Raw genomic sequence first — 16,017 nt, 5'->3', positions numbered from 1 at the left:
AAAGCCCATGAAGATAACTTTTCTTATCATAAGGCACCGATTTAAGAGTTAAACTCACGCTCATGAAATCGCGCCCCACCACCACACCGCCACTCCCCGCCCCCACCGCCCCCGCCGCCGCCCCGCTGCCCAACGCCGACGAACTCGCGGTACTACGCGCGTGGTACGCGGGCCTGCCGGTCCGGCAGGCAGTAGCACGCTACCTGCCCGGAGCACTGGGCGACAACAAATCCGCGCGCGGCGTACTCGGCAAAATCCGTCGCCAACTGCTGGCCGTTGCGCGCGCCCTTCATCGCGCCGATCTCGTCGCGCTGCTCGACCATCCGGCCAACGAACGCGAGCAGCACGCCAAAACCGTCGCGCACGTGATCGAGATCCTGCGTACCGCGCGCCCGGCCGAGCCGCAGATCGCCGACGACATCGAACAATGGCTCTCCCCGCGCGCGGTACGCGTGCTGCGCGAACACGGCATCGCGACACTGGCCGATCTGACCGTGCGGGTGCCGCGCCGCCGCCAATGGTGGAAAGCGGTGCCCGGCCTCGGCGCGGCGAGTGCGCGCGCGATCGAACAGTTCTTTGCCGCGTGGCCCGCGCTCACCGAAAAGGCCCGCGCGCTGATCGTAGCGAGCCAGCGCAGCGACATCGTGCCGTGGGAAGCGCTGAAGTTGCCGCACGAAGTCGACGGCAGCAACGGCACGTTTCGCGCGCCGGCGGCGACCTGCACGCTGGATGCATCGAACGACTATGAGGCCGTGCAGACGTGGCTCGCGCTGCAGGAGTCGCCCGCGACCCGGCGCACCTACCGCAAGGAAGCCGAGCGTCTGATCCTGTGGGCGATCGTCGAACGGGGCCGCGCGCTGTCGTCGCTGACCACCGAAGACGCGATCGCGTATCGCGCATTTTTGCGCCGCCCCGCTCCGCACGCACGCTGGGTCGGCCCGGTGCGGCCGCGTACGTCGCCCGAATGGCGGCCGTTCAACGGCAATCTGTCGGAGCGCTCGGTCGCGCACGCGCTGTCGATCCTCGGCGCGCTGATGCGCTGGCTGATCGAGCAGCGCTACGTGCTCGCCAATCCGTTTTCCGGCGTGAAGGTGCGCGGCGGCAGCACAGCGGCGACGCTCGATACGTCGCATGCGTTCACCGAAGGCGAATGGGCACTCGTGCGTACGATCGCCGACGGCCTCGAGTTTCGCGACGACGCGGCGGCGTCATCGACACGATCGGCACGATCGACACGATCGGCCGCGTCGGGCTGGAGCGTGCCGGCCGCGCAGCGTCTGCGCTTTCTGCTCGATTTCGGCTATGCGACCGGCCTGCGCGCGAGCGAACTGGTCGGCGCGACGCTCGGCAACGTCAGAACCGATGCGCGCGGCGATCACTGGCTGCACGTGACCGGCAAGGGCAACAAGCTCGCGCAGGTCGCGCTGCCGCCGCTCGCGTGGGATGCGCTCGCGCGCTATCTCGCGGAACGGGGACTACCGGTTGTGCAGGCGCAATGGCGTCCGCGGACGCCGGTCATCGGCAGCCTCGAAACGGACAGCGCCGCGGCGATCAGCAGCGTGCGGTTGTGGGGCGTGCTCAAGCGCTTCTTTCTGCTGGCGGCGGCCGACATCGAAGCAGACCATCCGCCTCTGGCCGCCAAACTGCGCAACGCCAGCACGCACTGGATGCGCCACACGCATGCGAGCCATGCGCTCGGTCGCGGCGCCGAATTGACGACGGTGCGGGACAATCTGCGCCACGCATCGGTGTCGACCACGTCGATCTACCTGCACAGCGATGAAGTGACCCGGGCGCGGCAGATCGGCGACGCGTTTGCAACGCGACGACGCCCGTGACTGGTCCGCGCTTTTACACCGCGATGGTTCGGTTCGTCTTCAGCGCGATCCAGGTCATCCCTTCGCGCAGCCCTTCGAGCACCGCTTCGCGTTCGGATGCAAAGATCGTCGCGTGATGAAAGCCATGTTCGAAGTCGCCGCCCGGCGACGAATGCTTGACGAAAATCGTCGACTGATAGCCGCCGCCTCGCGCCTCGTTGGTCCGCACGCTCACGGACCAGGTTCCCTCTTGCAGGTTTGCCGATAACGTCATTGGGAACTCCTTCTGTTTTTTGCCCGCGCATGCCGGCCGGGCACGCGCGCCGGAAACCGCTCGCGTGCCTGGGCTTGCCGGCACTGTGGACCGAAACTTCAGCGTAGCCGGGTGCCGTGCCGCGCCTTTGATCCATATCAAATGCGGCCGGGCGCGCGGGCGAGCCGCGAACGCCATGCGAGCCGCTGTCGAATCCGGCGGCATCGCCGAGCGGGTCGCGCAGGTCGCGCGGCTTACGCCGGTGCCGCTGCCGCTCGTCCAGACGTCACGACCGCCCCCTGTCGGCGCGGCTGTTAAACAGCGCGACGACCGTTGTTTCCAGCTGTTTTTCGGCGAGATCGAACGCGCGGCGAATCGCTTCCTCCGCGTTCGCATTCGCGCAATGCGCGATCGGCTGAAGTTCGTGGGCCGGCGTGATCAGATCGAGCCGCACGTCATACAGCGGGTGGCCGGTCCGTGCGCCGAGCGCCTCGATCGCGAGATGGCAGTTCGATAACAGCGCGCCGAACCGCGCGAGACGCACCAGCTGCGCCCCCGCCTCCGCTTCCAGCTGCGCCGCCCCGGGAAAGCCGAGATAGACGACCTGCATGCCGATGCCCATGCTTGCCTCCGCGCTCCGAAAATCGACCGGGCACCGCCTGGATAGTCCGCCGCCAGCGCTGTTTGCCACTGGCCTATCGTGTGCCGACGCGCAACGCAGTATTTGACCTGGGTCAAACGCGGCGCGCACGCCGCTCCTAGACTCGATCTCACCGCGGGGCCGCCGCCCGTTTCTCGCGTTCTCATGTTCTGTCACGGAGTCCCGGCGATGAGCTACCACACCATCCTCGTTCACCTCGATACGAGCGCTCGCGCGCACCCCCGTCTGGAGTTCGCTCTGCAACTCGCGCACCGGTTTCACGCGCGGCTGACGGGGCTGTTCTCGACCTACGTGCCGCCGCGCCACGCGTTTCTCGTGATGGCCGGCACCGCCGGGTATTACGCCGAGCACGAGCGCTTGCGCCACGAACGGGCCGGCGCGCTGGAGCGGCTATTTCACGCGGAACTCGCGCGCGCAAAAGTCGACGGCGAGTGGATCGCGGCCGACGGCGATGCGAACGACGTGGTGCCGCCGTACGCGCGTCTGGCCGATCTGATCGTGCTCGGCCAGTTCGATCCGGCCGATCCCGAGTCTTTCGTCGCCGAGCAGTTCGTCGAGCACGTCGTGTTGTCGGCCGGGCGCCCGGTGTTGCTGACGCCCTCGGCGGGGACCTTCGCGGCGCCGGGCCAGCACGCGCTGATCGCGTGGGACGGCAGCCGCGAAGCCACCCGCGCGATCGCCGACGCGCTGCCATTGCTGGTGGATGCCGCAAAAGTCACGCTACTGACCGTCCATTCGCCACGCGACCGGACCGCGCCGGACCGGCTTCCCGGCGCCGACATCGCGCGGAACATCGCCCGTCACGGCGTGAAGGTCGACGTGCGGGAACTGAGCGTCGCAACCGATACACCGGTCGGCGACGCGCTGCTGTCGCAGGCGTCCGAGCTCGGTTGCGACCTGCTCGTGATGGGCGCGTACGCGCATTCGCGCCTGCACGAAATCGTGCTGGGCGGCGCGACGCGCACGATGCTGCACTCGATGACGGTGCCGGTCCTGCTGTCGCACTGACGGCGGCTCGAAGCCCTCCCGACCGCAGTTCGTCGACAGTCGCGGTCCCGATTGCCCGCTGCGGAAAGCGGATAATGGCCTGAGCGTGTCGCCTGCCGCCGGGGGACACCGCGCACATACCCTTCGGCCTGATCGGCGCGCGCGAACGCGCTCGCACACTCGGCGGTCCGGTCCGGATCGATACGGCCGACAAGGTGGGTTTCGCAGTCAACGTGACGTTTCCCCTGCAATCGCCGCACCAGGCAGAGAGCGACCATGATCAAGGTGTTGCTGGCTGACGACCACACGCTCGTGCGCGAAGGGCTGCGCCATATCCTGCAGAAAGCCAGCGGCTTCGAGGTGGCCGGCGAAGCGTCCGACAGCGCTTCGACGATCGCGCTGATCCGCGCGACCGACGCGCAGGTGCTGGTGCTCGACCTGTCGATGCCCGGCCGCAACGGTCTCGAACTGATCCGGCAGATCAAGGACGAGAAGCCCGCGCTGCGCATTCTCGTGCTGACGATGCACGCGGAGCAGCAATACGCGGTGCGCGCGTTCAAGGCGGGCGCATCCGGCTATCTGACCAAGGAAAGCGCGAGCGCCGAACTGGTCGGCGCGGTCGCGAAGATCGCCGGCGGCGGCGTCTACGTGAGCCTCGCGATGGCCGAGCGCTTCGCGCAGAATCTGCACGAGCCGGCCGACGCGCTGCCGCACCAGCGGCTGTCCAATCGCGAATTCGAGGTGTTCCGGCGCATCGTCGCCGGTCAGAGCATCACCGAAATCGCCAAAGAATTGAGCGTCAGCGTGAAGACGATCAGCACCCACAAGACCCGCATCCTCGAAAAAATGCAGATGCCCAACGAGAACGGGCTGCTGCGCTACGCAATCCGTCACAAGCTGTTCGACGACGAAAACGAGCTCTAATCGGCCCTGCTCCTCGCGCGTTAGGAATATTCCTACAGCCGCTACCCGAATTCCTGGTCCCACTTAAAGCCTGGCCGATATATTTTTGAGATACAGGGACCGATACTGGTTGGCACCGACACCACCGCCGCCGCGTCAGCCGACGCGGCGCGCGCATCATGCGTAGCCAACCGGAGCAGATCATGCAACTTGCACAAACCTGCGAACCCGCCTATCGAGCGCCGCGCCCGGCACCCGCGCCGCCGCTTCACACGCTCGAAACCGAGTTCCCGACGACGCCGCGCACGCCGCGCTGCTCCGATTGCTCGCTGCGCGCGCTCTGCATGCCGCCCGATCTGACCGCGCAGCAACTCGCGAAACTGGACGCCGTGATCTGCTCGACGCGCTCGCTCAAACGCGGCGACGTGCTGTATCGCACGGGCGACACTTTTCAGAGCATCTACGCGGTGCGCTCGGGCTCGTTCAAGACCGTGCTGATGCATCGCGACGGCCGCGAACAGGTGACCGGTTTTCAGATCGCCGGCGATGCGCTGGGCCTCGACGGCGTCTGCGCGGGCAGGCAGAACTGCGATGCGATTGCGCTCGAGGACAGCGTCGTGTGCATCATCCCGTTCGCGCAGCTCGAAGCGGTTTGCCGCGAGATGAAGCCGCTGCAGCAGCACGTTCATCGGCTGATGAGCGGCGAGATCGTGCGCGAATCGAGCCAGATGATGCTGCTCGGCACGATGACCGCCGAACAGCGCGTCGCGACGTTTCTGCTGAATCTGTCGACGCGCCTGAAGGCGCGCGGCTTCTCGTCCGCCGAATTCAATCTGCGCATGACGCGCGAGGAAATCGGCTGCTATCTGGGCATGAAGCTCGAAACGGTGAGCCGGATGTTCTCGAAGTTCCAGCGCGAAAACCTCGTGAACACGAATGGCAAAACGATCCGCATCGTCGACCCGGACGGCCTCGCGCAGTTGTAAGCACGGCAGGCCATCGATATCGGCCAGAGTCGATCCGCACCTGGAATAGCCCCGCCCCGCCTGATATAACTCAAGCACACGGATACGCGCCGCGCGGCAGCGCGTGGAGGAGCGATGGGTGATTCGGGTGGCAGGTCTGCACGCGGTGCCGGTGCGGCGTCGATCTCGGACGTCCCCGTCGAGGACCGCTATTTCCTGTTGATCGAAGCGGTTCACGACTACGCGATCTTCATGCTCGACGTCGGCGGCCGCGTGGCCAGCTGGAACCCCGGCGCGCAGCGCATCAAGGGCTATACGTCCGACGAAATCATCGGCCGGCATTTCTCCGCCTTTTACACCCCCGAAGACATTGCCACCGGCAAACCCGCTCGCGCGCTCGCCGGCGCTGCCGCCGACGGCCGCTTCGAGGACGAAGGATGGCGCGTGCGGCGCGACGGTTCGCGCTTCTGGGCCGACGTGGTCATTTCCGCGGTCCACGACGAGTCCGGCGCCCTGCTCGGTTTCGCCAAGGTGACGCGCGATCTCACGGAGCGGATGCGTCTTGCCGAACTGGAACGCGCGGACATGGTATCCACCCAGGTGCAGATCGCCCGCGAAAGCGAGCAGAAACGCGTCGCCCAGGAACTGCATGACGATCTCGGCCAGCGGCTGACCGCGCTGAAGATGAGCGTCGCGCTGCTCGAAGCGGACCTGAACGCCGGGCCGGCGACCCGGCCGCTCGCGTCCCACGCGCATGAACTGCAAATCCAGCTCGACGCGATGGCGAGTTCGCTGCGGCGGATCGCAGCCGATCTGCGGCCGCCGCTGCTCGACGACCTCGGGCTCGCTGCCGCGCTCGAGTGGCTCGCCGAAGACTTCACGAAACGCTACGGCGTGCGGGCGAGCGTCCACCTCGAAGCGGCCGAGCCGCGATTCGGCGAATTCGCTTCGACCGCGCTGTTCCGGATCGTCCAGGAAGCGCTGACCAATGTCGCGCGGCACGCCAATGCAACGCGCGTGCGCGTCGACCTCAAATGCGCGGATGCGGTCCTTGCGCTCGATATCGAGGACAACGGCGGCGGCGTCGAGCTGGACCAGCCGCCCGCGCGCCCATCGTTCGGCCTGCTTGGCATTCGCGAACGCGTCAGGCAGTTGCACGGCAACGTCGCGTTTTCGAGTGCTCCCGGCCAAGGCTTCAGGATGTCGATCCGGATTCCGCTCGACGCGTTGCGCTAGCGTCCTCGTCGAAATCGGGTTCCTGCCCGCCCTCTTCGCGGATCAGCAACACCGGACAACGCGAGAAACGCAGCACCTGTTCCGCGACGCTGCCAATCACCAGACGCCGGATCCCGCGGCGCCCATGCGTGCCCATCACGATCAGATCCGCGTCGACCTGCTGCGCGTGGCGCAGCACCGCGCTGGCGACGTCGTCGGACAGGCTGTTCGACTCGGTCATTTCGGCGCGGCATTGCACGTCCGCCACCATGCAGGCCTGCTCCGCCTCCGCCAGCACCGAGTGCCCGTCGTTGCGCAGCGCTTCCATCAGCGTGATCGGATCGTAATAGCCGGCGTAGGAAAACAGCGGCGACTTGTCCACCACATAGACCGGGTGGACGACGCCTCGTGTCAGGGCGGCAAGACCGACGGCTTCTTTCAGTGCGCTTTTCGACGCGTTGCTGCCGTCGAGCGCGACGAGGATGTTCTGGTACATGGCGAATCTCCGGGAAGGTGAGCGATCTGCGGGTAGGCGCGTAGATCAATCATCGACCGCGATCCGCAATTCAATTTGATCTGGGTCAATCGCGTGCCGTACCGGCAGGGCCCGAAGATGTTGACCGTCGCGTACGACGGGCGGCCCGGGATGAGTTTGCGTTCTGTGTAAACCTGACCTGCCTGATTTCTTCGGTCCATCTCAATCTTGGAGAACGGCCTCGGCTGCATGGCCTTGGCTTTCATCTCGCCGCATAGACGCCCGCCATTGTCACGAAGCCGTCCAGGCGCTTGACGCGCGTACACCACGTTGCGAGCGACGGATAGTCGATCGTGTCGATCTGCGCCTCGTCGAGCAGCGCGACAGGCGCGAAGCACGCGATATCGGCGATCGTCGGCGCGTGGGTCGAACAGAGAAACGGCGTGCCCATTGCCTCGTTGAACCAGCAGGTCTCGTCGAGCAGGCGCAACAAGGGCCGCGCTTCGCGATCGGCGCGTGGCAATGGCGCGCCCACGTCGTGAAGCACGTGCTCGCGGCGCGTGAACACGATCTGCGAAAGCCGCGTCGCCACGCCGAGCCAGCGCTGTATTGCGGCGTTCGTGTGCGCATCGTGTTGTGGCAGCCACGTGCGGCTCGCGTCGTAGCGCTGCGCCAGCCAGACGAGGATCGCGTGCGCGTCGGCGAGCGTGGTGGCGCCGTCCTGCAACACCGGCAACGCGCCAAGCGGGCTCAGCTCGCGAAACGCGGGCGCGTCCTGCTGGCGCGACGGATAGCGCTCGACGCGGATGCGCTCCGCGTTCAGGCCGAGCAAGCCCATCAGCAGACGCGCCTTGTAGCTGTCGCCGCACAGTTCGTCGTCGTGGAGTTTGAGCATCGCTGGCCTCACAGATCAAGCGTCAGGGTGGGCGTGCGTGCACGCGAGACGCACACCATCATGCAGTCTCCGGCAGCGCGTTCGCGCGCGTCGAGCCAGGCGTCGCGATGCAGCGGTTCGCCGTCGAGCACGCGCGTCAGACAGGTCCCGCACACGCCCTGCTCGCAGGACGTCGGCACCTCGACGCCGTGCGCGCGCAGCGCGTCGAGCAGGCTGATATTCGCGGGCACGTCGACACTGCCGCCACTGCGTGCGAGATGCACGGTGAAGGGGCCGCCTTCGTCACGCGATGCATCGACGGCCGATGAAACCGCACGCCGTGCGGCGTCCATCCGCACGAGCGGCATCGCGACGGCGACGGGCAATGGCTGCGCGCGTGCCGCACGGTTCGGCTCGGGCGCGTCGGTGGACGAAGCGGCCAACGCTTCTGTCAACGCTTCCGTCAGCGAGGCGGCCTGCACGTGGCCAGCCGCTTCGAGCGCATCGCGCACTGCATTGAGCCGGGCCTGATGCGTGCGCTGGAGCGCGAGCCGCTGCGCCGCGTCGAACTCGCCGGGCACGACGCCGTGCACGCGCGTCTTGCCCGCCCGCGCCGGTTGCAGCACGAAGATCGCCGAACTCGCCGCGCCGTCGAGCGACTCGACCGTGAGCGTGCCGAATTCGCATTCGAAGACGGCACATTCCGCGGCATCGGCATGCGGCAACACATAGGCCGACAACGCGTGTCTCACGCTCGCGAGATCGGCGTCGATCGTCGTAGTGCGCAAGGGCACGCAGTCTTGCGATTGCGCGGCGGCGAGCGCGTCGATTGGCGGGAACGCCGCCGTTGCCGCGCGATCGGCGCTCTCGCAAGTCCACACGAAACCGTAGCGCTCGATCGCGGGCCACGTCGTTGCGTGAATCGGCGGCGCACTCGCTTTCGGATGCGCGGGCACCGCGCGGCACGCGCCGTCGCCGCTCGCGAACCGCCAGCCGTGATACTGGCATTGCAGCGTATCGCCGCGATGATGGCCAAGCGAAAGCCGCACCCCGCGATGCGGGCAGCGATCTTCCCACACGTTGACGCGCCCGTCGTCGGCGCGCCACACGACGAGGCCTTCGCCGTGCAGTTCGGTGCGATGAATCGCGCCATTGTCCAGCGCGCCCGCCGCGCACAGCGCGTACCAGCGCGCCGCCTCCTGCCCGCGCTCAGCCATGCTGCGCTCCTTGCACCGGTGACGCCGTCGAGCCAGCAGTCGTGGCAGCAGTCGTTCCATAAGTCACGCCGCGAGCGCGCAGCCAGCGCCGATACGCAACCGACATCGCATCGGCCAATACCGGATGTTCGCTGCCCGCCGCCAGCGGCAGGCGTTTTGGCACCTGGTTGACGAGGATCTTGATGTCCTGCGCAAAAATGGTTTGCTGAAAGCCGCGCAGGGCTTCGTCGGGGCTCGCGTCGTCGAGATAGCTCATCACGGTGTGCGCGACGCACCACTCTTCATCGACAGGCTGCACGAACAGCGCGATGACATCGAAGCGCGCGGGCTGCGGCGGACACGTCTTGTACAGCACGGCGATATACGGCCGCGCGACGCGATAGACGTATTGCACGTCGAGCGCGGCATCGGCCGTCATTGCCGCGCGTGGCTGATAGAAGCGGCAATCGCGCGCATACAGCTCGTCGTTCGTCTCGTCGTGCTCGATGCGATACGGCGCCACCTCGGTGTACGGCTCGACGCCCAGATAGCCGGTATGCACGAACGGAAAATGGCCCATGTCGAGAAAATTTTCGACCGCGCGCAGACCGCTCACATGCACGCGAAACGCGCCGGCGTGCAGCAGGCGACGGTCCGGCTCGGAGGTTTCGGGAATCGCGACGATATCCGCGCGCGGCTCGCCCAGGCACGCCCATAGCACGCCATGGCGCGCCCGCGCGTGACACGGCGTGCCGAGATCGAGCCGCGTCACGCGTGGCCCCTTCGACGAACCGGCGCCAGGGTCAACGTGCAACTCGACGCCCAGCAACCGCGTGCGCCCCGCGCGCATGCCGTCGAGCGCGGCCACGGGATGCCAGTCGTTCCAGATCAGCGCGTCGTGCGCTGCGTCGCGTGGCTCTTCAATCCTGGTTTGCATCTGCGCGTCTCCGTGTTCCTGTTTCGTTGCACGCGCAACCTCACTGCGGGAGGCTGCCCTGCACGCCGTCGACGAACCAGTCGAGCCGGTTGGCGTCCGCCGCGGACAGCGCCGTGCCCGCCGCCACGCGCGTCTGGCCCTTCTGATCCTTGATCGGCCCGGCGAACGGATCGAGCGTGCCCGCCACGAGCGCGGCGCGGCGCTCCGCCAGCGTGCGCAGCGCCTCGGGCGGCGCAGCCTGCGCGTTGACGTGCACGAGATCGGTGATGCCCTCCTTCACGCCCCAGTACACGGGCTGATTCGTCCACGTGCCCTGGCGCACCGCTTCGATCGCCTTCACGTAGTACTTGCTCCAGTCGTAGGCCACCGAGCCCAGATGCGCGTGAGGCCCCCATTGGCTCATATCCGAGTCCCAACCGAACGCATGAACGTGGTGCGCTTCGGCCACGCTCATCGTCGCCGTCGAATCGGTGTTCTGCAACAGCACGTCGGCGTTCATGCCGATCAGCGTTTCGGCGGCCTGGCGTTCCTTGCCCGGGTCGAACCAGCTGCTGATCCACACGACCTTCACGACGGTCTGCGGTGCCACCGACCGCGCGCCGAGCGCAAACGCATCGATATTTCGGATGACTTCAGGAATCGGCACCGAACCCACGAAACCCAGCACATGCGTCTTCGACGTGTAACCCGCGAGCACGCCGGCCAGGTAGGCCGACTCGTAGACCTTGCCGTTGAAGTTGCCGAAATTGCGCGCGCTCTTGTAGCCCGAACAATGCAGGAACACGGTGTCCGGATAGTCGCGCGCGACCTTCATCATCGCGTCCATATAGCCGAACGAGGTGCCGATCACGACCTTGTCGCCCTTCGCCGCGCGGTCGCGGAACACGCGTTCGGCATCGGCGTTTTCGGGGACGTTTTCGATCCGCTTGAGTTGCATCTCGCCGCCGAGCACCTTCTGCGCGGCGCTGATGCCGCGTTCGTGCGCGTAGGTCCAGCCCGCATCGCCGGGATTGCCCAGATAGACGATCGATACGTCGAGCGGCGCGCTCGAAGCGGCTTGCGCAGTTTGCGCGGCGCGGGCGTCCAGCGGGCCCGCAAGCGCGGCCGCGACGATCGCAACGAGCGAAGCAGACCAGCGCGCCAATGCGGGCATGACGGGCACGGCGCGACGGCGCACGATTGGCGCAACAGCGGACGGCGAAACGTTGAGGCAGGCGCTAAGGCAGGCGTTAAGACAGGCGTTAAGACAGGCGGGCGTCGTCATGTGGGCGTTCCATTCAAGGCGCGAGGTGAGGAAACGGAGCGTGCGGCGGACAGATCTTCATGCGTGATACCGAGTTCGGCGAGCGTTTCGCAGACGATCCGGGCGAGCGCGTCGGGCTGCGCGAGTTGCGGGACGTGGCCGCATTCGAGCGTGCGCACCCGCGCGCCGGGCACCAGCGCCTGCATGCGCCTCTGCAGAGGCAGGAGAACGGAGCGGTCGAGCGTCGCCTCGACGTAGACGCGCGGCACGCGGCCGAAGCGCGCCGCGCTCAGGGTCGCCACGAGCGCGCGCCCGCCTTCGGCCTGCGGCGTCAGCAAGCTGGCCGCGCGGCGCGCCGCATCGGGGGGACAGTCGTGCAGAAAGATGTCCAGCGCGGCATCGGCGGGCACCCGCGACACCCGGCCATCGTCGCTCCAGACGAGGTAAGGCGCGATGCCGCTCGCGTTCTCGACGTCCGCGCTAGCGGCTTCGACGAGCTCGCTGTAACCCATACCCGACGGCAGCATCATCCCGGCGACATAGACGATCGCCGCGACGCGCTCCGGCACGGCCTCGGCCACTTGCGAGGCGATCACGCCCGCGCCGCTGTGCGCGACGATCACGCATGGACCGTCGAAGCGCTCGAGCTGGCCGCGCACGGCGTCGACATAGGTATCGAGCGTGATCTCGTCCAGTGCGGCGTCGCGCGCGGGATCGGCTCCGTTGCCGGGCAGATCGAGCGCGTGCGCGAGCCAGCCGCGCTCGCATATCGGCGCGCGCCACGCGTCCCACGCCCAGGCGCCCTGCCACGCGCCGTGGATCAGCAGCATGCCGGCCGCGCGCGTCATCCGTAGGTTCTCCGGTAGCAGGCCTGCAAATGCTCGCCGACCGTGATCGGCGGCCACGCGGCGGCTTCGCCCGGCGCGGCCGTGATGCAGGTGACGAGATAGTCCGGGCGGCCGGTGAAGAAGAACGGCATCGAGTAACGCTGGCGGCCCGAGACGTTGACGACGCGGTGGAGCGTCGAGCGATAGCGGCCGTTGGTCCAGCGCGCGATCAGATCGCCGAGATTGACGACGAAAGTGCCGGGCAGCGGCGGGACGTGAATCCAGGCGTCGCCGTCTTCGACTTGCAGACCGCCGTGCTCATCCTGCCACAGCAGCGTGAGACAGCCGAAATCCGTGTGCGCCCCACAGCCCTTCTGCCCCGGCAACGCGCCCGCCGGCTGCGGCGGATAGTGGAGCAGCCGCAGCGTGGCCATCGCGTCGTCGCAGAAGCCTTCGAAATGGTTTTCGGCGAGACCGAGCGCCAGCGCGAGGCCGCGCGTCAGACGCTTCGACAGCGCGTACAGCGCGTCGAAATACGCCTGCATCGCGGGTCGAAACGTCGGCGAATGGCCGGGCCACTGATTCGGGCCACAGTTGAACGTCCCCGCCTGAACGTGCGGATGGTCGTCGGCGAGTTCGTTGCCGATGTAGAAGCCTTCCTTCAGGTCGGGCGGCGTCCCCGCCTCCAGCACCTGGCCGCGCAGCGGCTCGTAGCCCCGGTTGCAGGGCGAGCGCGCCTTGTCGACCAGGCGTTTGTCGGCCTCGTCGAGCGCAAAAAATCGTTCGGCTTCGCGGCGTGCCGCGTCGATGAGCGCGGCGTCCACGCCGTGGTTCGCGATGTAGAAGAAACCTTTGTCGGCGCAGGCCGCGTGCAGCGTCGCGCCGACCCGCGCGCGATCGCCCGCATGCGCCGAAAACAGGCCGCCGATATCGATGATCGGCAACGTGGCCGTGGGTACGTTACGCGCGGCGAACGACGCCTGGGCGGGCGGGCTGACTGGCATGCGGGTTCCATGCAAAAGGATTTCAGGCAAGTCTAGCGCCGCCGCTGTGCTCAAAAAAGCAGAGAAAAGTGTCCATGGTGATGCCGTTTCGGCATCAGGACGCGCGTGGGCGATCCGCGGCTGGCCAATGCAGTTGGCGAATGTAGTTGGCAAATGCGGCTGGCGAATGACAGCCGCCCACCCCCGGCCTTACACGACCGGCTCGTCCTGCTCGCGTTCGGCGAAGGCTTCGGCGAGCAGGCGCACGAAGGCGTCGAGCGCCGGGGTCATGGTGCGGCCGGCGCGCGCGTAGACGCCCAGTTCCGAGACGAGCGGACGCGGCGAACGCAGCGGTATGTGCACGAGCGCGCCTTGAGCGAAATCGTTTTCGAGGCCGAGCCGCGTCTGGAAGCCCACGCCGTGGCCGCGCGCCGCGAGACGCCGCATCAGCTCGATCGAATCGCTTTCGAGTACGGTGTCGAGCGGCTTCGCATAGCGGCGGATCAGCGGTTCGAGCAGGCCGCCGATCGACAGCCGCGCGCTACCGAGCAGCAGCGGAAACCGCGCGCATTGCGCAAACGTGACGCTCGCCTCGGGCGCCAGCGGATGCCCGGCCGCGACGATCGCACCCAACTGGAAACGGCCGACCGCGAGTTGCTGGAGATCGCCCGTATGCGGCAGCGAAAACGCGAGTCCGAGATCGGCGTCGCCGTCGAGGATCATCCGCCGGATGGCCGCCGAGCCCGCCGTGTGCACATGAAAGCGGATGCCCGGATAGCGCGTGAGCATGCGCTCCACCACGTCAGGCAGTAGGCTCGTGTTGAGCCCTTCGACGGTCACGACCGAGATCTCGCCGCGCCGGATGCCGCGCAGCGCGTCCATTTCGCTGTCGAAGCGGCGCGCGTCCTGAAGCACCGTGATGACATGACGCGCGAACGCCTCGCCCGCCGCCGTCAGCGCGAGTCCGCCCGGCAGACGCTCGAACAGCGGCGTACCGACTTCGGCTTCGAGCTTCAGCAATTGCCGGTTCACCGCCGACGACGCGACATGCAGTTGCCGCGCCGCCTCGCGGATCGAGCGGTGACGGCGGATGGCGTCGAAATAGCGCAGCGAACGCGCGTGAATGTGCGAGGCGAGTGTGTCGGAATGGGCGGGCTTGCGCATGGGCGAAGGGAAGGACGGTTGGGGCGCGATCATCCTACCGTACCGTGCGTGCCGATTTGCGTGGCCGCCGGTAGGGGGGCGCGCGCGTCGGCAATTTTTTTCAGAAAGTATCTGGACGCGGGCGTGCGCCGGCTTTGCACTGGCGACTGATCTTCAGCTATTAGCAAACTCTTCCGTTGCCGCGGTATCTCGCTTCACTGCCACGCACTTGATCTCGACCAGCAAGCCGGGATGCGCGAGTTCGGTCACGCCTATCGAAGTCCACGCGCATGTGCCGCGTGGAAAAAGCCGGTTCTTCACCTCGCGGAATATGGGCATATGCGTGCTCATCTGCACGTGGTACGTCGTCATATCGACAACATCTTCAAAAGTACACCCAGCCGCCTCCAGAACCACGCGCAAATTTTCCCAGCACGCGAGGAATTGCGCTTCGGGATCGGCGATGACTTCGAGGTCGACGGTACGCCCGACCTGCCCAGCGCAGAAAACTATGGAACCAGTCTTCACGGCCGGTACATAACCGGCGCGCTCTACGATACGTTGCATCGTCGGCGGGAGGATCAATTCACGGACTGTCATGTGTATTACCCGTTACAGGATTGAAGCGGAGCGAAGTCAGTAGGAATCAACCCACCGACGGCAACAGCCCCAGAAACGCGCGAGTGGCGGCGGAGCGGTCATAAGCCCGGCTCGCGATCACCACTTCGCTGAAGCCATTGGCAATCGACAGCGGTTTGCAAACCGCACCTTCCACCGGGTATCGCGACAGCGAACGCGGCACCAGGCCGACTCCCAGACCCGCGGCGGCAAAGCTGACGACACCGAGTGAATCGGTAGTACGCAGAAACACGTTCGGCTCAAAGCCGGCTTCGAGACACAGCTCGACTACGCGGTGCCCCAGCCCCAACCCGGGCGGATCGTCCACGACAATGAAGCGATCCTGCGCGACGTCGCGCAAGCTCAGCCGTTTGCGCGCCGCGCAGCGGTGGTCCGCGCTCATTACGAGGTCCAACGGCGTGCGCGAAAACGGCGTGATCTTGATGAAATTCGGCAGCGGCCCCGGCGGCGATCTCAGAAACGCGAGATCGATGCGGTCATCGGCCAGCGCGCGCATCTGCTCCTGAACCGACACGCTGCGCAGCTCCAGTTCCACGTCCGGCTTTTCCTGCGCGAATCGTCTGAGCAAGGCGAGCAACTCCGGCTCCAGGACCGCGGAATTCGCATAAGCGATGCACAGTTTGCCGAGCTCGCCGCGGCTCGCGCGGCGGCCGGCCATGATCGCCGTGTGGGCCTGCGCGAGCGTCGCCTTCGCATGCTCCAGAAACACCGCCCCTGCCGCGGTCAACTCGATGCCTCGACGCACTCGATGGAATACCTTGAATCCGAGTTGCGTCTCGAGCGTCTTCATTTGCTGCGTGACGGCGGGTTGGGCAATCCCCAATCGATCCGCAGTCCTGCCGAAATGCAGCTCTTCCGCCGCGATCACGAACGTCTGAAAGTGCCGGAAGTCCATTTCG

17 protein-coding genes and 1 pseudogene are annotated in these 16,017 nt (G+C 66.8%); 5 read left to right on the top strand and 13 right to left on the bottom strand.

Annotation, left to right across the window (positions count from 1 at the left end):
- The first annotated feature begins 62 nt into the window (after window positions 1–62).
- Complete coding sequence (locus LJ656_RS07100) at window positions 63–1,838, top strand: site-specific integrase (RefSeq protein ID WP_230508558.1); 1,776 nt, start codon at window positions 63–65, stop codon at window positions 1,836–1,838.
- A 13-nt stretch (window positions 1,839–1,851) separates the two neighbouring features.
- Here LJ656_RS07100 and LJ656_RS07095 read toward each other — a convergent pair whose 3' ends face one another.
- Both LJ656_RS07095 and LJ656_RS07090 read right to left on the bottom strand, forming a co-directional pair.
- Window positions 1,852–2,091, bottom strand: a complete 240-nt coding sequence (locus LJ656_RS07095) for a hypothetical protein (protein WP_230508557.1) — start codon at window positions 2,089–2,091, stop codon at window positions 1,852–1,854.
- A 265-nt stretch (window positions 2,092–2,356) separates the two neighbouring features.
- A complete protein-coding gene (locus tag LJ656_RS07090) occupies window positions 2,357–2,692 on the bottom strand; it encodes a hypothetical protein (protein WP_230508556.1) in 336 nt (111 codons plus the stop codon).
- Between the two features lie 207 nt (window positions 2,693–2,899).
- Between LJ656_RS07090 and LJ656_RS07085 the strand changes: the two genes are divergently transcribed.
- The 4 genes from LJ656_RS07085 to LJ656_RS07070 all read left to right on the top strand — a co-directional run bounded on the left by LJ656_RS07085 (window position 2,900) and on the right by LJ656_RS07070 (window position 6,822).
- Window positions 2,900–3,739, top strand: coding sequence for a universal stress protein (locus LJ656_RS07085; RefSeq protein ID WP_230508555.1), 840 nt, complete (start codon window positions 2,900–2,902; stop codon window positions 3,737–3,739).
- Between the two features lie 255 nt (window positions 3,740–3,994).
- The gene (locus tag LJ656_RS07080; protein ID WP_230508554.1) at window positions 3,995–4,642 is read left to right on the top strand and encodes a response regulator; all 648 of its coding nucleotides are present in this window, start codon (window positions 3,995–3,997) and stop codon (window positions 4,640–4,642) included.
- A 182-nt stretch (window positions 4,643–4,824) separates the two neighbouring features.
- Complete coding sequence (gene fnr, locus LJ656_RS07075; protein WP_230508553.1) at window positions 4,825–5,607, top strand: fumarate/nitrate reduction transcriptional regulator Fnr; 783 nt, start codon at window positions 4,825–4,827, stop codon at window positions 5,605–5,607.
- A 114-nt stretch (window positions 5,608–5,721) separates the two neighbouring features.
- The gene (locus LJ656_RS07070; protein WP_230508552.1) at window positions 5,722–6,822 is read left to right on the top strand and encodes a PAS domain-containing sensor histidine kinase; all 1,101 of its coding nucleotides are present in this window, start codon (window positions 5,722–5,724) and stop codon (window positions 6,820–6,822) included.
- On the opposite strand, the gene LJ656_RS07065 is transcribed toward LJ656_RS07070, so the two are convergent.
- The 11 genes and pseudogenes from LJ656_RS07065 to LJ656_RS35085 all read right to left on the bottom strand — a co-directional run.
- Entirely contained in the window at window positions 6,782–7,297 is a 516-nt protein-coding gene (locus tag LJ656_RS07065) for a universal stress protein (protein WP_230508551.1), read from the bottom strand. The two genes, LJ656_RS07070 and LJ656_RS07065, sit on opposite strands and share 41 nt — an antisense overlap.
- A gap of 241 nt (window positions 7,298–7,538) precedes the next feature.
- Window positions 7,539–8,171 carry a glutathione S-transferase family protein gene (locus tag LJ656_RS07060; protein WP_230508550.1) on the bottom strand — a complete coding sequence of 211 codons (633 nt, stop codon included), beginning with the start codon at window positions 8,169–8,171 and terminating at the stop codon, window positions 7,539–7,541.
- Window positions 8,172–8,179: 8 nt separating this feature from the next.
- Complete coding sequence (locus LJ656_RS07055) at window positions 8,180–9,367, bottom strand: Rieske 2Fe-2S domain-containing protein (protein ID WP_230508549.1); 1,188 nt, start codon at window positions 9,365–9,367, stop codon at window positions 8,180–8,182.
- Window positions 9,360–10,283, bottom strand: coding sequence for an aromatic ring-hydroxylating oxygenase subunit alpha (locus tag LJ656_RS07050; protein WP_230508548.1), 924 nt, complete (start codon window positions 10,281–10,283; stop codon window positions 9,360–9,362). Before LJ656_RS07050 ends, LJ656_RS07055 begins: the two co-directional genes overlap by 8 nt.
- A gap of 40 nt (window positions 10,284–10,323) precedes the next feature.
- Window positions 10,324–11,436, bottom strand: a complete 1,113-nt coding sequence (locus LJ656_RS07045) for a BMP family ABC transporter substrate-binding protein (protein ID WP_230508547.1) — start codon at window positions 11,434–11,436, stop codon at window positions 10,324–10,326.
- 107 nt (window positions 11,437–11,543) lie between these two features.
- Window positions 11,544–12,374 (bottom strand): alpha/beta fold hydrolase, encoded by an 831-nt coding sequence (locus LJ656_RS07040; protein ID WP_230508546.1) that lies wholly within the window; start codon window positions 12,372–12,374, stop codon window positions 11,544–11,546.
- Window positions 12,371–13,357 (bottom strand): isopenicillin N synthase family dioxygenase, encoded by a 987-nt coding sequence (locus LJ656_RS07035; protein ID WP_230508545.1) that lies wholly within the window; start codon window positions 13,355–13,357, stop codon window positions 12,371–12,373. Before LJ656_RS07035 ends, LJ656_RS07040 begins: the two co-directional genes overlap by 4 nt.
- A 189-nt stretch (window positions 13,358–13,546) precedes the next feature.
- The gene (locus tag LJ656_RS07030) at window positions 13,547–14,500 is read right to left on the bottom strand and encodes a LysR family transcriptional regulator (RefSeq protein ID WP_230508544.1); all 954 of its coding nucleotides are present in this window, start codon (window positions 14,498–14,500) and stop codon (window positions 13,547–13,549) included.
- Window positions 14,501–14,653: 153 nt separating this feature from the next.
- Complete coding sequence (locus LJ656_RS07025; protein WP_230508543.1) at window positions 14,654–15,079, bottom strand: RidA family protein; 426 nt, start codon at window positions 15,077–15,079, stop codon at window positions 14,654–14,656.
- Between the two features lie 46 nt (window positions 15,080–15,125).
- Entirely contained in the window at window positions 15,126–15,863 is a 738-nt protein-coding gene (locus LJ656_RS07020) for a LysR family substrate-binding domain-containing protein (RefSeq protein ID WP_230508542.1), read from the bottom strand.
- 27 nt (window positions 15,864–15,890) lie between these two features.
- Window positions 15,891–16,013: pseudogene (locus tag LJ656_RS35085) on the bottom strand (LysR family transcriptional regulator); the annotation flags it as partial.
- Window positions 16,014–16,017: the final 4 nt, after the last annotated feature.

This window comes from Paraburkholderia sejongensis (genome assembly GCF_020880815.1).
Classification (GTDB): Bacteria; Pseudomonadota; Gammaproteobacteria; order Burkholderiales; family Burkholderiaceae; genus Paraburkholderia; species Paraburkholderia sejongensis.
The sequence above is the reverse complement of the archived record's forward strand: the minus strand, read 5'-3'. Positions and strand labels throughout refer to the sequence as shown.

Excerpts from the sequence above, each read along its gene's own strand:
- LJ656_RS07100 (WP_230508558.1), top strand. The coding sequence starts at position 63 with ATGAAATCGCGCCCCACCACCACACCGCCACTCCCCGCCCCCACCGCC.
- LJ656_RS07095 (WP_230508557.1), bottom strand. The coding sequence starts at position 2,091 with ATGACGTTATCGGCAAACCTGCAAGAGGGAACCTGGTCCGTGAGCGTG.
- LJ656_RS07090 (WP_230508556.1), bottom strand. The coding sequence starts at position 2,692 with ATGGGCATCGGCATGCAGGTCGTCTATCTCGGCTTTCCCGGGGCGGCG.
- LJ656_RS07085 (WP_230508555.1), top strand. The coding sequence starts at position 2,900 with ATGAGCTACCACACCATCCTCGTTCACCTCGATACGAGCGCTCGCGCG.
- LJ656_RS07080 (WP_230508554.1), top strand. The coding sequence starts at position 3,995 with ATGATCAAGGTGTTGCTGGCTGACGACCACACGCTCGTGCGCGAAGGG.
- fnr (WP_230508553.1), top strand. The coding sequence starts at position 4,825 with ATGCAACTTGCACAAACCTGCGAACCCGCCTATCGAGCGCCGCGCCCG.
- LJ656_RS07070 (WP_230508552.1), top strand. The coding sequence starts at position 5,722 with ATGGGTGATTCGGGTGGCAGGTCTGCACGCGGTGCCGGTGCGGCGTCG.
- LJ656_RS07065 (WP_230508551.1), bottom strand. The coding sequence starts at position 7,297 with ATGTACCAGAACATCCTCGTCGCGCTCGACGGCAGCAACGCGTCGAAA.
- LJ656_RS07060 (WP_230508550.1), bottom strand. The coding sequence starts at position 8,171 with ATGCTCAAACTCCACGACGACGAACTGTGCGGCGACAGCTACAAGGCG.
- LJ656_RS07055 (WP_230508549.1), bottom strand. The coding sequence starts at position 9,367 with ATGGCTGAGCGCGGGCAGGAGGCGGCGCGCTGGTACGCGCTGTGCGCG.
- LJ656_RS07050 (WP_230508548.1), bottom strand. The coding sequence starts at position 10,283 with ATGCAAACCAGGATTGAAGAGCCACGCGACGCAGCGCACGACGCGCTG.
- LJ656_RS07045 (WP_230508547.1), bottom strand. The coding sequence starts at position 11,436 with ATGCCCGCATTGGCGCGCTGGTCTGCTTCGCTCGTTGCGATCGTCGCG.
- LJ656_RS07040 (WP_230508546.1), bottom strand. The coding sequence starts at position 12,374 with ATGACGCGCGCGGCCGGCATGCTGCTGATCCACGGCGCGTGGCAGGGC.
- LJ656_RS07035 (WP_230508545.1), bottom strand. The coding sequence starts at position 13,357 with ATGCCAGTCAGCCCGCCCGCCCAGGCGTCGTTCGCCGCGCGTAACGTA.
- LJ656_RS07030 (WP_230508544.1), bottom strand. The coding sequence starts at position 14,500 with ATGCGCAAGCCCGCCCATTCCGACACACTCGCCTCGCACATTCACGCG.
- LJ656_RS07025 (WP_230508543.1), bottom strand. The coding sequence starts at position 15,079 with ATGACAGTCCGTGAATTGATCCTCCCGCCGACGATGCAACGTATCGTA.